The 16,368-nt window shown below is 64.2% G+C and carries 12 protein-coding genes; 6 read left to right on the top strand and 6 right to left on the bottom strand.

All coding sequences use genetic code 11. The annotated features are described in order from the left end of the window. Window positions 1–137 precede the first annotated feature (137 nt). Window positions 138–3,212, bottom strand: a complete 3,075-nt coding sequence (locus VK804_RS01075; RefSeq protein ID WP_325366890.1) for a bifunctional diguanylate cyclase/phosphodiesterase — start codon at window positions 3,210–3,212, stop codon at window positions 138–140. A gap of 260 nt (window positions 3,213–3,472) precedes the next feature. Between VK804_RS01075 and VK804_RS01070 the strand changes: the two genes are divergently transcribed. Further along, on the top strand, window positions 3,473–5,200 hold the full coding sequence (locus VK804_RS01070; protein WP_325366886.1) for a SulP family inorganic anion transporter: 1,728 nt from the start codon (window positions 3,473–3,475) through the stop codon (window positions 5,198–5,200). Window positions 5,201–5,235: 35 nt separating this feature from the next. Continuing rightward, window positions 5,236–6,138 (top strand): haloalkane dehalogenase, encoded by a 903-nt coding sequence (locus tag VK804_RS01065; RefSeq protein ID WP_325366884.1) that lies wholly within the window; start codon window positions 5,236–5,238, stop codon window positions 6,136–6,138. 16 nt (window positions 6,139–6,154) lie between these two features. Here VK804_RS01065 and VK804_RS01060 read toward each other — a convergent pair whose 3' ends face one another. Next, complete coding sequence (locus VK804_RS01060; protein ID WP_325366882.1) at window positions 6,155–6,559, bottom strand: YccF domain-containing protein; 405 nt, start codon at window positions 6,557–6,559, stop codon at window positions 6,155–6,157. Between the two features lie 204 nt (window positions 6,560–6,763). On the opposite strand from VK804_RS01060, the gene VK804_RS01055 reads away from it, so the two are divergent. Beyond that, window positions 6,764–7,402, top strand: a complete 639-nt coding sequence (locus VK804_RS01055; RefSeq protein ID WP_325366880.1) for a carboxymuconolactone decarboxylase — start codon at window positions 6,764–6,766, stop codon at window positions 7,400–7,402. A gap of 131 nt (window positions 7,403–7,533) precedes the next feature. On the opposite strand, the gene VK804_RS01050 is transcribed toward VK804_RS01055, so the two are convergent. Next, window positions 7,534–9,228 (bottom strand): putative bifunctional diguanylate cyclase/phosphodiesterase, encoded by a 1,695-nt coding sequence (locus tag VK804_RS01050; protein ID WP_325366888.1) that lies wholly within the window; start codon window positions 9,226–9,228, stop codon window positions 7,534–7,536. Window positions 9,229–9,475: 247 nt separating this feature from the next. Then, complete coding sequence (locus VK804_RS01045; protein ID WP_325366878.1) at window positions 9,476–10,438, bottom strand: sensor histidine kinase; 963 nt, start codon at window positions 10,436–10,438, stop codon at window positions 9,476–9,478. Window positions 10,439–10,562: 124 nt separating this feature from the next. On the opposite strand from VK804_RS01045, the gene VK804_RS01040 reads away from it, so the two are divergent. The 3 genes from VK804_RS01040 (at window position 10,563) to VK804_RS01030 (ending at window position 13,140) form a co-directional block, all read left to right on the top strand. Continuing rightward, a complete protein-coding gene (locus VK804_RS01040) occupies window positions 10,563–11,405 on the top strand; it encodes a glucose 1-dehydrogenase (protein ID WP_325366876.1) in 843 nt (280 codons plus the stop codon). A 163-nt stretch (window positions 11,406–11,568) separates the two neighbouring features. Continuing rightward, window positions 11,569–12,066 carry a cupin domain-containing protein gene (locus tag VK804_RS01035; protein ID WP_325366874.1) on the top strand — a complete coding sequence of 166 codons (498 nt, stop codon included), beginning with the start codon at window positions 11,569–11,571 and terminating at the stop codon, window positions 12,064–12,066. A gap of 42 nt (window positions 12,067–12,108) precedes the next feature. After that, the gene (locus VK804_RS01030) at window positions 12,109–13,140 is read left to right on the top strand and encodes an adenylate/guanylate cyclase domain-containing protein (RefSeq protein ID WP_325366872.1); all 1,032 of its coding nucleotides are present in this window, start codon (window positions 12,109–12,111) and stop codon (window positions 13,138–13,140) included. A 142-nt stretch (window positions 13,141–13,282) separates the two neighbouring features. On the opposite strand, the gene VK804_RS01025 is transcribed toward VK804_RS01030, so the two are convergent. Then, window positions 13,283–14,665 (bottom strand): cytochrome P450, encoded by a 1,383-nt coding sequence (locus VK804_RS01025; protein ID WP_325366870.1) that lies wholly within the window; start codon window positions 14,663–14,665, stop codon window positions 13,283–13,285. 196 nt (window positions 14,666–14,861) lie between these two features. Further along, a complete protein-coding gene (locus VK804_RS01020; RefSeq protein ID WP_325366868.1) occupies window positions 14,862–16,238 on the bottom strand; it encodes a cytochrome P450 in 1,377 nt (458 codons plus the stop codon). Between the last annotated feature and the right edge of the window lie 130 nt (window positions 16,239–16,368).

Here is a 16,368-nt window from a genome sequence, read left to right as displayed (position 1 = left end):
CCGCCGTGGGCGTATGTCGGAGCGCGCGCACGCTGGCCCCAAACCATCCTTACGCTTCCCTTATATCGCCAACAAGGCGGTCAGGCGAAGTCGCCGCAAACATGGTCGCGGAACGTGCAGGGAACCTCGGGCAGAAGTCAGGCCACCGCCGTCATCTCTGCGCGCGCGCCGAACAGTTTTCTCACCTCCGGCCCGGGCTTCGCCGCCGAAAACAGGTAGCCCTGCATCTCGGTGCAGCCCAGCGTGCGCAGCATGCCCTTCTGCGCCAGCGTTTCGACGCCTTCCGCCGTGGTCGTCATGTTGCAGGAGGCGGCGATGTTCACCACCGCCTGCACGATGGCGGAGGAGCCGCCGGCTTCCGCGACGTCGCTGATGAAACAGCGGTCGATCTTGATCTTGTCGAACGGGAAGCGCTTCAGATAGCTCAGCGAGGAATAGCCGGTGCCGAAATCGTCGAGCGCGATGCGGACGCCGACGGCGCGCAGCTGATGCAGGATGGCGAGCGCGGCCTCGTCGTCGCGGATCAGCACCGCTTCGGTGATTTCGATCTCCAGCCGGTTGGCGGGCAGGCCGGAGTTTGCCAGCGCGCTCGCGATCTTCAGCGCCAGCGTCGGGCATTTCAGCTGCACCGGCGAGACGTTGACCGCGAGCCGGACATGGGCGGGCCAGGTCGCGGCCTCGGCGCAGGCGGTTCTCAGCACCCATTCGCCGAGTTCGACGATCAGGCCGGTGTCTTCCGCTACGGGTATGAATTCGGCCGGCGAGACCATGCCGCGTTCGGGATGGCGCCAGCGCAACAGCGCCTCGCAGCCGGTGACCTCGTCGCGCGCGAGATCGACCAGCGGCTGGTAGTGGATCTCGAAGCCGCCGTCGAGCAGCGCCTGGCGCAGATCGCGCTCCATGGTGAGCCTCGCCTTGGCGCGGGCATCCATGTCGGGCTCGAAGAAGCGGTAGGTCCGCCGCCCGCTGGCCTTGGCGCCGTACATCGCCAGGTCCGCGTTCTTGATCAGCTGGTCCAGGTCGGTGCCGTCCTGCGGCGCCAACGCAACGCCGATGCTGGCATCGGTGGAGAGCTGATGACCGAGACATTCATGGGGTTGCCGGATCGCTTCCTGAATCCGGGTCACGAATTCGACGACGTCGTCGACATCGCCGACGTCGGTCTGGATCACCGCGAATTCGTCGCCGCCGAGTCGCGCGACCATGTCGGTGTCGCGGACGCAGCTCCTGAGGCGGCAGGCCACCGCCTTCAACAGCTCGTCGCCGACATGATGTCCGAGCGAGTCGTTGATGCCCTTGAATTCGTCGACGTCGATATAGAGCAATGCGAACTGCCTGCCGCGACCGGTCGTCTTCAGCTCGCGCTCGATCCGTTCGCGGAACAGCACCCGGTTCGGCAGGTCGGTCAGCGCGTCGTAATGCGCCAGATGCGCGATCTTCTCGTCGGCGCGGCGCCGCTCGGTGACGTCCTCGACCACGTTGATGATGTAGCGCGGCGCGCCGTCCTGATCGCGGATCCCGATGCGTTTCGAGGTGATGATCAGGCTGCCGGAGACCGTGCTTTCCCAGCGGTGCTCGTCCAGCAGCAGCACGTCGGTGGACTGCAGCGACCTGTCGTCATCCGCGGTGATCTGCCCGGCGAGCGGCTTTTCGAACAAATCGGCCGCGGTCTTGCCGATGATCTGTTCATGCGACAGCCCGAACTGGGTCTCGGCCACCCGGTTGACCAGCAAATAGCGGCGGTCGCGCGCGTCCTTGACCGTGATCTGCGAGGGGATGTGGTCGATGATCTGGCGCAGGAATGCATAGTTGCGGTCGCGCTCCGCTTCGAGGTTTCGACGCTCGGTGATATCCTCGATCGTCGCGACCCAGCCGCCCTGCGCCAGGGGCTTGTTGACGATCAGCACCGTCCGCCCGTCGGCGGCTTTCAGGTCACGGACGGTGACCTTGCCTTGCGCGACGTTTTTCCGGATGGTCGAGCAGAATTCGTCGACATCGCCGTCGAAGGACCCGGTATCCTTGCGATGCTGGATCAGGTCGCGAAAGTGGCAGCCGGGTTTCACCACTTCCGTCGACAGCTTGTACATGTCGAGGTAACGCTGGTTGCAGATGACGATGCGGGCGGAAGCGTCATACAGCACCAGGCCCTGCGTCATGTTGTTGAGCGCGGTGTCGAGCCGGTGCTTTTCCGATTCCAGCCGCGTTTGCGATTCCCGGTTCTGCCGGGTCAGCTGCCGCACGATCAGGAGCAGGATGACGGCGATCACCAGTGCGGACAGAACGGCGGCGACCACCAGAAACCTGGTTTGCGCGCGCCAGTCGGCGAGTGCGGCCGAGACGGTTGTGGTCGCGACCACCACGATTGGGAAATGGCTCAGCTCTGCCGCCGAACCGAGCCGCTCCTGCTGGTCGACCGGACTGTGCACGCGCAGGGTCTGCTGGCCGCCGTTGGCCAGCACCTTCGCGATCAATGGCGCGGACTTGAATTTTTGCCCGATCATCGAATCGGCGTAAGGGTGACGCGCCAGCATCGTTCCGTCGCGGTGGAACATGGAGATCGCGGCGTCTTTTCCGAGCGCCACCGATGAAAAGAAGCTCTCGAATTTCGACGGTGCAATCGCTCGCGAAACGACGCCCAGGAATTGGCCGTCCGGCCCGGTCACCTTGCGGGCGACCACCGTTCTCAAGCCACCGGAAAAGCGGCTGCGAACCAGTTCGATCTGTTGCCGCTCGGGGCTCGACGTCAGGCCCTTGAAATAGTCGCGATCGGCAATGTTGACGGCCGGAACGACAGGCACTTCCGATGAACTGATCAGGGTTCCCCCGGCGTCATAAATGTTGATGCCGGCGATTTCCGAAGGTCCGCTGACCTTGGCCTTCAGGAACAGGTGCGTCTCCGGCGTGGACATCTGGCGCCTGAACTCGTCGGCAGACGTCACGCCCGCCAGACGTGTCCGCGCGATAATGTCGTCGAGGGGAACTTCAAGATCGTCCAGCTGCTGGTCGAAATGGCGGGCAAGCAGCCGCACGGTGTTTTCCAGTTCGCGCTCGCTGTTGCCGAGCGCGCGCTCGCGGAATTCGCCGACAACCAGCACCGTGCCGATCGTGATCGTCGCGATCAGAAGAGCGCCTAACAGAATGAGCCAGAACACCGGACCTCGCCGGATCGACATGGCGATCCGGTGCGGCCGGGTCGCCGCGATCCGGGGCATCGCAGGCGCGCCCCATATGGTGGAAACAAATTTTCGCATTCCCCAACTCCCGGGGGATATGCTTACGATCCAGAAATGGCATCCCGGTTAGGAAATCCGGTTACTTAAGGCTTAACGGATCACGCGCAGAACATGCATTATATCGCACTGCGGGATGACCCGGGAGCAAGCGGGCGCGCTGTTCGATATCGGGGACGCGCATGGTAGCGTTATCGGAACCGATGTGATCGAACGCGGGTGTTGCCAGGGGGCGAGGTGTGATGGCGAAAACTTCCGGCTCGCCGGGTTCCGGTTTGGCGGGCAAGGCTTGGCCGGTGTTCCAGTCGTTAAACGGGTATCGGCTGTCATTCCTGACGCATGATCTATTCGCAGGGCTGACGCTGGCCGCGATCGCCATTCCGGAGCAGATGGCGACGGCGCGGCTCGGCGGCTTCACGCCGCAGATCGGCTTCTTCGCCTTCCTCGCCGGTTCGCTGGCCTTCGCCGCCTTCGGCAGCAACCGCTTCCTGTCGTGCGGCGCCGATTCCACCATCACGCCGATCTTCGCCGGCGGGCTTGCGGCGTTGGCCGCGACCGGTTCGCCCGACTATCAGGTGCTGGCCGCGGCGCTGGCGCTGATGGTCGGCCTCTGGCTGATCGGTGCCGGGGTTTTCCGCCTCGGCTGGATCGCCGATCTGCTCTCGATTCCGGTAACCACAGGCTTTCTCGCCGGCATTTCCGTGCACATCCTGGTTTCCCAGTTGCCCGGCATTCTCGGCTTGCCGCCGCCCGAAGGGCCGATGCTGCAAAAGCTCGCGACCCTCGTGACTCATCTGAACCAGACCAATCCGTTCACGCTGGTCATCGGCGTGGGAGTCCTGGCGATCATCACGGTATCGGAAAAGATCGACGCGCGAATTCCCGGTGCACTGATCGGTCTCGCGCTGGCCGGCGCGGCCGTCGTGCTGCTCGGCCTCGAGAGCCGCGGTGTCAGCGTCCTCGGTGCCATCCAGGCCTCGCTGCCGGCGGTCAAGGTGCCGATGGTAACGGCGGACCACCTGACGAGCCTGATCTCGCTCAGTCTCATCATCGCGGTCGTGGTCATGGTGCAGACGGCGGCGACGACGCGATCCTTCCCGTCCAGCTCCGACGAGCCGCCGGATGTCGACCGCGACTTCACGGGCGTCGGCGTCGGCAGCGTGTTGTCGGGATTGATCGGCGCGTTTCCGGTCGATGCCAGTCCGCCGCGCACCGCCGTGGTGTGCGAGACCGGCGGCAAGTCGCAGCTCGCGGGCCTTGCGGCGGCCGTCATCGTGATCGCATTGTTGGTGTTGGGGACCGCGCTGCTCGCCCGAATTCCAAATGCGGCACTCGGCGGCGTGCTGCTGTTCGTAGCCCTGCGGATCGTCCGCGTCAGCCAGATCGTCGCGATTGCCCGGCAATCGCTCGGCGAGTTCCTCCTGATCGTGGCGACCGCGGCCGCGATCATCGTGCTGCCGATCGAGCAGGGCGTCGGCATCGGGATTGCGCTGTCGCTGCTGCACGGCATCTGGAGCGCGACGCGCGCCCGGGTCATCCTGTTCGAGCGCATCCCGAAAACATCGATCTGGTGGCCGGCGAGCCCGCATCTCCCCGGCGAGCGGGAGCCGGGCGTCATCGTCGCGGGATTCCCGGGGCCGCTGTCGTTTCTCAACGCCTATCCATTCCGGCGCGACATCATGGATGCCATCCAGGCGGAGGGGCAAGCGGCGCGGCTGCTGGTGCTGGAGGCGACGGGAATCGTCGAGATCGATTTCACCGCCGCGCAGATCCTGCGTGAGCTGATCCGCAGGGCTCACGCTGACGGTGTCGATTTCGCCATCGCCCGCCTCGAATCGATCCGCGCCCAGGAAGCGATGGCGCGGTTCGGCATCGACGACCTGCTGGGGCCGCACCATTCCTTCCGCAGCGTCGAAGAGGCCGTCGACGCGCTTGGCGGGAAAGGTCCGGCCAGCAAGCCGGCCAACTGAACCCGCCGCGCTGGAACGATATGAGGGATCGAACCATGGAAGTATTGCGCACGCCCGACCAGCGCTTCGCCGGCCTCGCCGACTTCCCGTTCGCGCCGCATTATCTCGAGATCGCCAACGCCGGCGGGCCGCCGTTGCGCATCCATTATCTCGACGAAGGCGATAAGGATTCCGCGCCGGTGCTGCTGCTGCACGGCGAGCCGAGCTGGAGCTATCTCTACCGGCATATGGTCCCGCCGCTCGCGGCGTACGGCCACCGGGTGCTGGCGCCCGATCTGATCGGCTTCGGCCGCTCGGACAAGCCGGCGGCGCGGGCCGACTATACGTTCGAGCGTCATGTCGACTGGATGAGCGCCTGGCTGACGGCACTCGACCTGAAAGACATTACGCTGTTTTGCCAGGACTGGGGCGGATTGATCGGATTGCGGCTGGTCGCCCGGTTTCCCGAACGCTTTGCGCGCGTGGTGGCGGCCAACACCGGGCTGCCGATTGGCGGCGGCAAGGCGCCGCTGCCGTTCAAATTATGGGTGGCCTTCAGCCAACTGGTCCCGAGATTCCCGGTCGGATGGCTGATCTCGAAGGGCACCGCGCGCGGGCTGACGGCGGCAGAGAAGGCGGCCTACGACGCGCCATTCCCGGACGAGCGCTACAAGGCCGGCGTGCGGCAATTTCCACTGCTGGTCCCGATCACGGATGCGCATGCGTCGGTTGCCGAATGCAAGGCGGCCTGGCAGGTGCTTGCGCAATTCGAAAAGCCGTTCGTCACCGCGTTCAGCGACGGCGATCCGATCACGCGCGGCGGCGAGCGGATTTTGACGGAGCGGATTCCCGGAACCAAAGGCCAGCCACACACCACCATCAAGAACGCCGGCCACTTCCTGCAGGAAGATCAGCCGGCAAGGCTTGTCGCCGTCATCAATGGCGATGATGCGGCCTGATGGCCGGCTGCAAAAGCTACGCCGGCACGATTTCCTTGCCGATCGGCCACAGCGCAAGGCCGGCGAGTTTCAGGTGCGCCCAGGCAAAGGGGATGCCGATGATGGTCACCGCGAGAACGATTGCGGTGACGATATGCGCCAGCGCCAGCCACCAACCCGCCAGCACTAGCCAGATCAAATTGCCGATCAGGCCGAGCGGCCCGGTGCCGATATCGGGCCGGCCGGTGAGGTGTTCGCGAGGCACCGCCTTCTGGCCGAACGGCATCAGCGTATAGGCCGCGATCGTGAGCGCGGCCTTGGCCCAGGGGATGCCGATGATGGTGATGGCCATGATGATCGCGGCGATTACCCAGCCGACCGCCATCCACAACCCGCCGAGGACGATCCAGAGGACGTTCAGAAATATCGAAACAGGAGGCATGGTGTTTCTTCGAAAGCCGGCGTGAGGCGCGTGGGGCGCGGAAACGATCCTGCCATCCTATGATGACAGGCCTGACAAGCAAGCTGAATTGCGGGTGATTCCGAGGGCCGAATCCCGTTGAACCGGTCCGCGGTTGGCATAATCTTCGGACGTCGGAAAGGCCGATGCGGCGGAAAAATCCGCGATCATCAGGGAGAGAACAACATGAAGAAACTGCTCGCCGTCATCTCATTCGCCACGCTGATCGCGCTGCCGCAGTTTTGCCGCGCTGAGGACATCACCCGCTTTGCGCCGCTCAAGGCCGAGGAACTCAATCCGTCGCAAAAGGCCTGGGCGGAGGCGATCGCGGCGCCGCCGCGCAATGCGAAATTCACCAACCCGCCGTATCGCGCCTATATCCGCAATCCCGATCTGGCGCCGCGGCTGACCGCCATGACGGACTATCTGCGCTGGAACACCTCGTTGCCGCCGCGCCTGAGCGAAATGGCGATCCTGATCACCGCGCGGCAGTGGACCGCGCAATATGAATGGTTCGCGCATTATCCGCTCGCCATCAAGGGCGGACTCGATCCCAAGGTCGCCGGCGACATCGCTCTCGGCAAGCGCCCGGAAGGCATGAAGGACGACGAGGCGGCGCTGTACGACCTGGCGATGGCGCTCTATCGGGACAAGAAAGTGTCTGACCCCGTCTACAAGGCGGCGCTGGATAAATTCGGCGAGCGCGGCATCATGGATATCATCGGCCTGATGGGCTATTACGACATCACCTCGATGACGCTGATCACCATGCAGGCCGGCGCCCCCAACGACAGCGTCAAGCCGCTGCCGGCGCTGGAGAGGTAGGGATTGCCGAGGAATCGTAGGGTGGGCAAAGGCGCTCTTCGCGCCGTGCCCACCATGCACGATACCGGTTTTGATACATGGTGGGCACGGCGCAAGATGCGCCTTTGCCCACCCTACGGCGGTTGTGCAGGTCAGCGACGATAGCTGCCGCGGCGCGCATAGGCGGGGCGGCTTTCCTGCGCCGGGCGGCTGGCCAGGCTGATGCGCGCTTCGCTGGCGATCGGGATCGCGGGCCTGAGTTCTTCCAGGAAGATCGGCCGAGAAAAATAATAGCCTTGCGCGTGGCGGATCTTGGTGGCGGCCTGCAGATAGGCGAGTTCCTCGAAGGATTCGATGCCCTCCGCGATCACGGTCATGCCGAGCGCCTCGCTCAAGGATTCGATCGCGCGCAGGATGCCCTGGCTGCGCGGGCGCTTGTGGATGTCGGTGATGAAGGAGCGGTCGATCTTGATCTCGTCGGCGGTGATGTCGGCGAGCGCCGACAGCGACGAGTAGCCGATGCCGAAATCGTCGATCGAAATCCCGACACCCAGTTGGCGGAAGATCGGCAGGATCTCGTCCTGGAAATGGCTCTTGGTGACGAAGGCGTCTTCCGTCACCTCGATCATGAATCGCCTGGGGAAGCCGGTCGCCTCCAGCGCCTTCGCGAACGAGCACATGAATTCGGTATTGCCGGCCTGTTTCGCGGCGACGTTGATGCTGATCGTGGTGTCGTGACCGAAGGTTTCATTGATGGAGTCGATCGATTTGACGATTTCCGCCAGCACCAGATGCGTCAATTCGTCGATCAGTCCCAGTTCGACGGCGAGGTTGATGAAGGTGCCGGGGGCCTGGATCACGCCCTCGTCGTCGCGCAGCCGCACCAGCGCTTCGATGCCCTTGATTTCCTTGGTCCGGATATCGACCTTGGGCTGGAACGCGCAGCAAAAGCGCTTTTCCAGGATGGCGAGCCGCAGCGACTGCTCGACCTTCATCCGCGCCTGCGCCTCGCGCTCCATGCCGGCGTCGAAGAAGGCCGCCATGCCCTTGCCCTCGTTCTTGACCCGGTACATCGCGATGTCGGCGTTTTGGCACAGCACGTCATAGCTGCGGCCATGCTCGGGATAAAGACTGACCCCGATCGAGATCGAGGCGAACACCTCCGATCCGTCGATGAAGAACGGGGCTTTCAATCGCTCCAGCGTGAACTGGATGAAGTCGGCGACCTCGGCTTCGTTCTGGATCGGTGTCAGCAGCAGCAGGAATTCGTCGCCGCTGATCCTCGACAGCATGTCGGATTCGCGCAAGTCCAGCGAGATCCGCTTGGCCACCTCGACCAGCAGCGCATCGCCGACGGCGTGGCCGTAATAATCATTGATGTGCTTGAAATTGTCGATGTCGAGGAAGGCCAGTGCGAAGCGGCCGTGCGGCTCGCGCTGCAACAGGCCGCCCACGCGATGCTCGATTACCCGGCGCGACGGCAGGCCGGTCAGTTCGTCGTAATAGGCGGAGCGGAACAGATGATCCTCGACGGCCTTTTGCTCGCTGATGTCGACCGAACTCGAAAGCAGGAGATTGCGGCCCGAGATGCGAACCGGCCGATGCGAGGTGAGAACGACCTGTCTGGCCGCGCCGTGGCCGAAGCTTTCTTCCGCCGTGGCCTCACGCCCCGCGCGCAGCAATTCGAGGCCGGCCTCGCGGCGCTGGCTGAACTCCTGCGATACGGGTGTTTCATCGCCAGCCATCCCGAGCTGGACTGCTGCGGCGTCGTTCATCAGCAGGAAGCGGCCATGCTCGTCCTGAACCGTGACGCCGACCGGGAGCATCCGGATGACATCGCCGAGCATGCCGAGCGCGGTGTCATCGGCGAAGACGTTTTCGTCTCCCGTCGCGGTGGTCGGCAGGTCGTTGGGGTTGCGGCTTTGCATGATCGCCGACTTTGACGGAGTCTCTTGTAGTTTTCGTTAAATGAACCGCAGAAACAGCAAGCCCGGCCTGCTCGCACGCGGATGTGAACGGGGGCCGGCCCAATCGTCATTAACAGAACATCAACGCGGGCCGGGAGGGCGTTGCCCGCGCCTTGCCGCGCGCGGCTCAGCTCTGCGGTATGCGGCACTGCATGGTGCAGTGAACCCCGCTCTTCAAAAACGCGATCTCGGTCTTGCCGTCGAATGCCTGCAGTGCCGATTTCAGCAGCCGGGAGCCGAAGCCGGCCCGTCCGACGCTTTCAACCGCGGGGCCTTCGGTCTCGTCCCAGGTGATGTTGAGGCGATCGTCGGCCACCGACCACGATACCTGCAGCAGCCCGCGCGGGGAGGAAAACGCGCCATATTTTCCGGCATTGGTGGCAAGCTCGTGAAACATCAAGGCGAGGCTGACCGCCAGCTTGTCGGGAAGAAACAGCGGATCGCCGTTCAGGGTGAAGCGAACATGGCCGTAAGGCCCGAGTTCGGAAAGCAACAGATCCTTGATGTCGCACCCGCTGCCGTCGACCTCCGCGATCAGATCGTCAGTCGCCGACAGCGCCCGCATCCGGTGATCGATGTTGGCCCAGACCTGCGGCTGGTCGTACAGTACCTGGTGCAGCACCGCGTGGATCGTCGACAATTTGTTCTTGAGCCGGTGCTGCAGCTCGTTGACCACGAGCTTGCGATACCCCTCCTCCCGGATCAGGCGCTTGGAAATTTCCCGCTGCTGTGAGACGATCGTACGGTAATGCTCGATACCCCAGATCGTCAGCCCACACACGATCAGGTAGATGAGGAGTAGCGCCAGCCTTGCGGAATCGGCCGCCGTATCACCGAAATTGACGGTCACGCCGAGCACGCCGCTGGCAAGCGCGGTCGCGATCCCGACCCGCAATCCGCCGACCGCGGTGGCAAAGAACACCGCCGGCAAATACGGCGTGAAGAACACGTCGGGGCGGATCAGCGAAAGACCCCACCGCGCGGCGGTCGAAAGCGCGAGGCAGCAGGCGGCAAAGCCTGCGCCGAACAGCGGCGAGGGCTGCGAGGTGCCCTGCCAGCCGCGCCGGAATTCGTCGATCAATTTCGCCATGGGTCCTGTCAGCCGATCGGCAATCCAGACAAATACGACGTCTAACGCCGCAGGCATAGCTTGCGTTGCATCTTCAAGCCGGGAATATAGCGCAACCAACATCGCCCAAAATGAGGAGAACGGCATGGGACGGCTCGACGGCAAGGTTGCGGTGATCACGGGGGCGACCAGCGGCATCGGCCTGCGCACCGCCGAAGTGTTCGTCGCCGAGGGCGCCAGGATCGTCATCGCCGGCCGCCGCGCGCCGGAGGGCGACGCGCTGGCGAAGAAGCTCGGCGCCAACTGTATCTTCCTCCAGACCGACGTCACGGTCGAGGACCAGATGCGCGCGCTGATCGGGCAAGCGGTGACGAAATTCGGCCGCATCGATTGCCTGTTCAACAATGCCGGTGGCCCGGCGCAGATCGGCGGCATCGAGGGCCTCGAGGTCGACCGCTTCGACGCGGCGATCGCGACGCTGCTGCGCAGCGTGATGCTCGGCATGAAGCACGCCGCGCCCCATATGAAGAAGCAGGGGTCCGGCAGCATCATCAACAATGGCAGCATCGCCGGACAACGCACCGGCTATTCCTCGTCGATGGTCTACAGCGCGGCCAAGGCCGCCGTCATTCACCTCACCAGATGCGTGGCGATGGAGCTTGGCGAATCCGGCGTCCGCGTCAATTCGATTTCGCCGGGCCTGATCGCCACCGGCATTCTGGGCAAGGCGCTCGGCCTCCCGCTCGACGCGGCGGAGCAGACACCCGCCGTGATGCGCGAGATGACCCGGACTGCGCAGCCGATCCCGCGCGCCGGCCTGCCGGAGGATATCGCGCAGGCCGCGGTGTTCCTGGCCAGCGATGACTCCAGCTTCGTCAACGGCCACGATCTCGTGGTCGACGGCGCCATCATCGGCGGCCGCAACTGGAGCCAGTCGCAGCAGGCCTATGCCGCGGCGCGCAAGGCGTTCGAGCAAGGCAAGGGATGAACATGCAGCCGTCATTGCGAGCCAACGGGTCGGCGCGAAGCGCCGCCCGATGACAGGCTCCGCGAAGCAATCCATCTTGCAACAAGAAGAAAGAATGGATTGCTTCGTCGCAAGTGCTCCTCGCAATGACGTGGGGAAATAAACGGGATAACAGGAGGGTTCGATGTTCGCTGATGCGCGGTTGATTCGGGTCGAAGCCCGTCTCCTCAATCTGGCCGTCATTGCCGGCCTTGCCTGTGCCTTGCTCATCGCAAAGACCTTGCCGCTCGCCATCGACGCGATCGCAACCACCGCCGAACCGTTGTGCATGGCCGCCGATTCCGCCGGATCGCCGCTCGACAGGGTCGAGCCGATCGGCTCCTACGCCTTGCCGAATGTCGCGGGCAAGCGCGTGACCATCGTGCGCGTGTTCTATGGCCCCGGCGGCTTCACCCGCCCCCATCGCCACGCCGGCTCGGTCACCGCCTATATCACCAAGGGCGAGATCCGCTCGCAGCTGGCCGGCGGTCCGGTCGAGACCTTCAAGGTCGGCCAGTCGTTCTTCGAGCCGCCCGGCGCGATCCATCTGGTCTCGGCGAATGCGAGCAGCACCGAGCCCGCGGAACTGATCGCGGTGTTCGTGGCGGATGAGGGCGCGCAGCTCACGACGTTCATCGATTAGCGAGCATGCCGCGGCGCCACGGCTAGGCAGAGGACAGGCGGCATGAATCCGAGGCTGGAAAGGAAGCTGCGGCTGGTCGCCGTCGTCGTTGCCGCCAGTGTGATCGGGGCCGTCATCTATACCCTCGTACAGGGGTTCAACACAGCTATCGGAATAGCGGTGGGAATCTCATACGGGTTGCTTATCAGTGTCGCGATGGCGGGCATTTCGCAGTTCGTGCTGGAGGGCCCGCTGCGCCCGTGGCTCGGCGGCCTTTCGTTTACGGCCAATTTGATTGTGCGAAGCGCAATCTTCGCAGCGATCATCGTTCCCATCCTGTTTTTCCAGTTAGGCAACATCATCGCGGGGGTACCTGTCGATCCCTCTCACAAGACCTTGTGGACCGACATCATCTATGCCGTGGTGTTTCTGGTGCTGGCGAATCTGGTGATCGGGATCACCAACATCATCGGGCCCCGCGCGTTCGTGAACTTCGTCACCGGCCGCTATCATTCCCCGGTTGAGGAAAACCGCTTCGTGCTGTTCGTCGACATCGCAGGCTCGACCGGGCTCGCCGAGAGGCTCGGCGGCAAGGGCATCCACCGCTTTCTCGACCGCACCTTTCAATTGCTCACGCTCGCGGTCGTGGATTATCGCGGCGAAGTGCTCGGCTATGTCGGCGACGAGGTGATCGTGACCTGGCCGGAACGGGGCGGCGCGGTGGATTGCCGTCCGCTGCGCTGTTTTATGGCGATGCGGGACGAGTTGTCGCGCGCCTCACCCCAGTTCGAGCACGAATTCGCAGCGGCGCCGCGGATTCGCGGGAGCCTGCATTTCGGACCTGTCATCGTCGGCGAGATCGGCGACGTCAAGCGGGCTATCGTCTTCAACGGCGACGTCATGAATACCGCAGCCCGGCTCGAGGAGCTCAGCCGCAAGGTCGATGGCGGCTTCCTGGCGTCGCGCGCGGCGATGGAGCGGTTCGCATCGCCGCCGCCGTTTGCGCTTCGCGATCTCGGGAGGCTGCCGATCCGCGGCCGCGCCGACGGCATCGACGTGGTCGGTATCGACGTGGCGGTCGCGAGCAAATCGTAGGGTGGGCAAAGCCAACGGGTCGCGCGAATGCGCACCCGATGACTGCTTCGTAGGGTGGGCAAAGCGAAGCGTGCCCACCATCCTAACAGAACCCATGGAGATGGATGGTGGGCACGGCGCGAAGCGCGCGCCTTTGCCCACCCTACGGATTCGCGGCCGGCTTCAGCGTCACGCGCAATCCGTCGCGCGGCTTGGGGATCGGCCAGATTTGCCATTCCGGCGTGTAGCCGGGCTCCAGCGAGACTTCGAGGTTCTGCAGGAAATGCCGCGTGAAGCATTTCGCCTGCATGTAGGCAAAATGCAGCCCGAGGCACATATGGGCGCCGCCGCTGAACGGCACCCAGGCGAAGCGATGGCGGTTGCGCTGGGCTTCCTCGGTAAAGCGCATCGGATCGAACTTTTCCGGATCGGGCCAGATCTCCGGCATGTGGTGGGTGAACATCGGACTGATGCCGACGTTGATGCCGGCGGGGATCGCGTAGCCCTTGAAGCTGAAGTCGCGCATGGCGCGGCGCGGCATCGAGGCCAGCGGCGGCTTCTGCCGCAAGGCCTCCTTGAACGCCATCTCGGTGAGCTGCATGGCCTCGAGATTGTCCGATGTGGTCGGCTCGCCGGCCGCGAGGCCCAGATCCCTGACTTCGTCGCGCAGGCGCTGCTGCCATTCCGGATGGGCGGCGAGCGAGCCCACCAACGCGGCCAGCGACGAGGTCAGCGTGTCGTGCGCGGCAAGCATCAGGAAGCTCATGTGGTCGGCGATGTCCTGCGTCGACAACAGCGCGCCGTCCTCATGGGTGGCGCGGCACAATTGCGAGAACAGGTCCTCGCCGCCATTGGCACGGCGGATCGGAATCTGCTCCGCGAAATAGGCGATGATGCGCTTTCGGCCCTTTACGCCGCGCGCCATCTTGGTGAACGGAAATGGCTTGCGGATCGGCGAGATCGACGCTTCCACCATGTCGACGAAGGCCTCGGTGATCTCGTCGAATTCGGGGCCGAGGCCGGCGCCGAGAAACGCGGTAGCCGCGAGATCAAGGGTGAGATGCTTCATCGCCGGATAGAACAGCATCGGGCCCGGCTGCGCCTTCCATTGCGCGACCCGCGCGGCGATCCCCTTGTCGAGCTCGGCGAGATAGGATTTCATCGGCCCGGCCTTGAAGGCTACCGACAGCGCGCGGCGGTGCAGCCGGTGCTCGTCGAAATCGAGCAGCATCAGCCCGCGCGGAAACAGCCGCCCCAGAATCTTGTCCCAGCCGTGCATAGAGGAGAATATCTTGGCCTGGTCGAGCAGCACGAACTCGTTGGCCTCCGGCCCGAGCATCACCACGCCGGTCTGGCCGAACAAATGGCTGCGATAGACCAGCCCGTATTTGGCGGCCTGCCGCTCCATCTGCCCCTTGGGATCGGCGAGGATCTCGAACGTGTTGCCGATCAGCGGCCAGCCCTCGTCGCCGGGAATGTGCGTCAGCGAGTTGCGCCGAGGTGACGTCAGCCTGGTCGCAGGAGAGGCCACATTCTGCATCGACATGGCGGTGCCTTGGTTGGTCGCGCTGATCCGGCAAAATAGCCTGATGTCGCGGCGCTGCAAAGCCTGCTGGCCCGATCGGGCGAAATTAAGCCGGCTAGGGCAGAGACGAATACTTACGCCGCGTTAGGTTACCGCAAAATGAAATCGAAATGGGCGAGATCGAACTGAGACAATACCCGCCTTCACGTTGATCCTGTTAGGCAACCGGCTTCAGCGTCACCCGCAAACCGTCGCGCGGTTTCGGGATCGGCCACATCTGCCAGTCCGGCGTGTAGCCCGGCTCCAGCGAGACTTCGAGATTTTGCAGAAAATGCCGCGCGAAGCATTTTGCCTGCATGTAGGCGAAATGCAGCCCGAGGCACATATGCGCGCCGCCGCCGAACGGCACCCAGGCGAAGCGATGCCGGTTGCGCTGTGCCTCCTCGGTGAAGCGCAAGGGATCGAAGCGGTCGGGATCCGGCCAGATCTCCGGCATGTGGTGAGTGAACAGCGGATTGACGCCGATCATGCTGCCGGCCGGGATCGCAAAACCCTTGAAGGTGAAATCGCGCACCGCGCGGCGCGGCATCGAGGGGACTGGCGGCTTTTGCCGCAGCGCTTCCTTGAAGGCCATGTCGGTGAAGTGCATGGCTTCGAGATTGTCAAAGGTCGTCGGCTCGTCGGAGGCGATCCCGAGGCCCGTGACTTCGTCGCGCAATCGGTTCTGCCACTGCGGATTGGCGGCGAGCGCGGCCACGAACGAGGTCAGCGACGAGGTCAGCGTGTCGTGCGCCGCCATCATCAGGAAGCTCATATGGTCGACGATATCCTGGGTCGAGAGCAGCGCGCCGTCCTCGTGGGTGGCGCGGCACAGCTGCGAGAACAGGTCCTCGCCGCCTTTGGCGCGGCGGATCGGAATCTGCTCGGAGAAATAGGCGACGATGCGTTTGCGCCCCCGCACGCCGCGCGCCATCTTGGTGCCGGGCAGCGGCTTGCGGATCACGGCAACGGAAGCCGCCACCATGTCGACGAAGGCGCGGGTGATCTCGTCGACCTCCGGACCGATGCCGGCGCCGAGGAACGAGGTCGCGGCGAGATCGAGCGTGAGCTGTTTCATCGCCGGATAGAACAGCATCGAGCCCGGTTGCGCCCTCCATTGCGCAACCCTGGCCGCGATCCCGGTGTCGAGCTCCGCGAGATAGGATTTCATCGGCCCCGATTTGAAGGCGACCGACAGCGCGCGCCGGTGCAGGCGATGCTCGTCGAAATCGAGCAGCATCAGGCCGCGCGGAAACAACAGCCCGAGGATCGAGCCCCATCCATGCGTCGAGGAGAACAGCTTCGCCTGGTCGAACAGCACAAGCTCATTGGCCTCGGGGCCGAGCAGCGAGATGCTGGTCTCGCCGAACATATGGGTGCGGTAGAGCAGGCCGAACCGCTCGGCCTGCTTCTCGATGTGCCCCTTGGGATCGGCCAGCGCCGCCAGCGTGTTGCCGATGATCGGCCAGCCTTCGTCGCCCGGAATATGCGTCAGCGTGTTGCGCTTGGGCGGGGTGAAGGTAAACGCGGGAGAGGCCACACTCTGCATCGACATGGCAGGCACTCCTTGGCTCTTTGGACGCGAACCGGTAGTCAGATTGTCATAAATAGCCTGTTCGCGGCGCGTCTGCAAAGCCTGCCGGTTTCATCCGGCAAAATTGCGCCGCTTTAGGGTGGATGCGACG

The organism is Bradyrhizobium sp. (assembly GCF_035484855.1).
GTDB lineage: Bacteria > Pseudomonadota > Alphaproteobacteria > Rhizobiales > Xanthobacteraceae > Bradyrhizobium.
The sequence above is the reverse complement of the archived record's forward strand: the minus strand, read 5'-3'. Positions and strand labels throughout refer to the sequence as shown.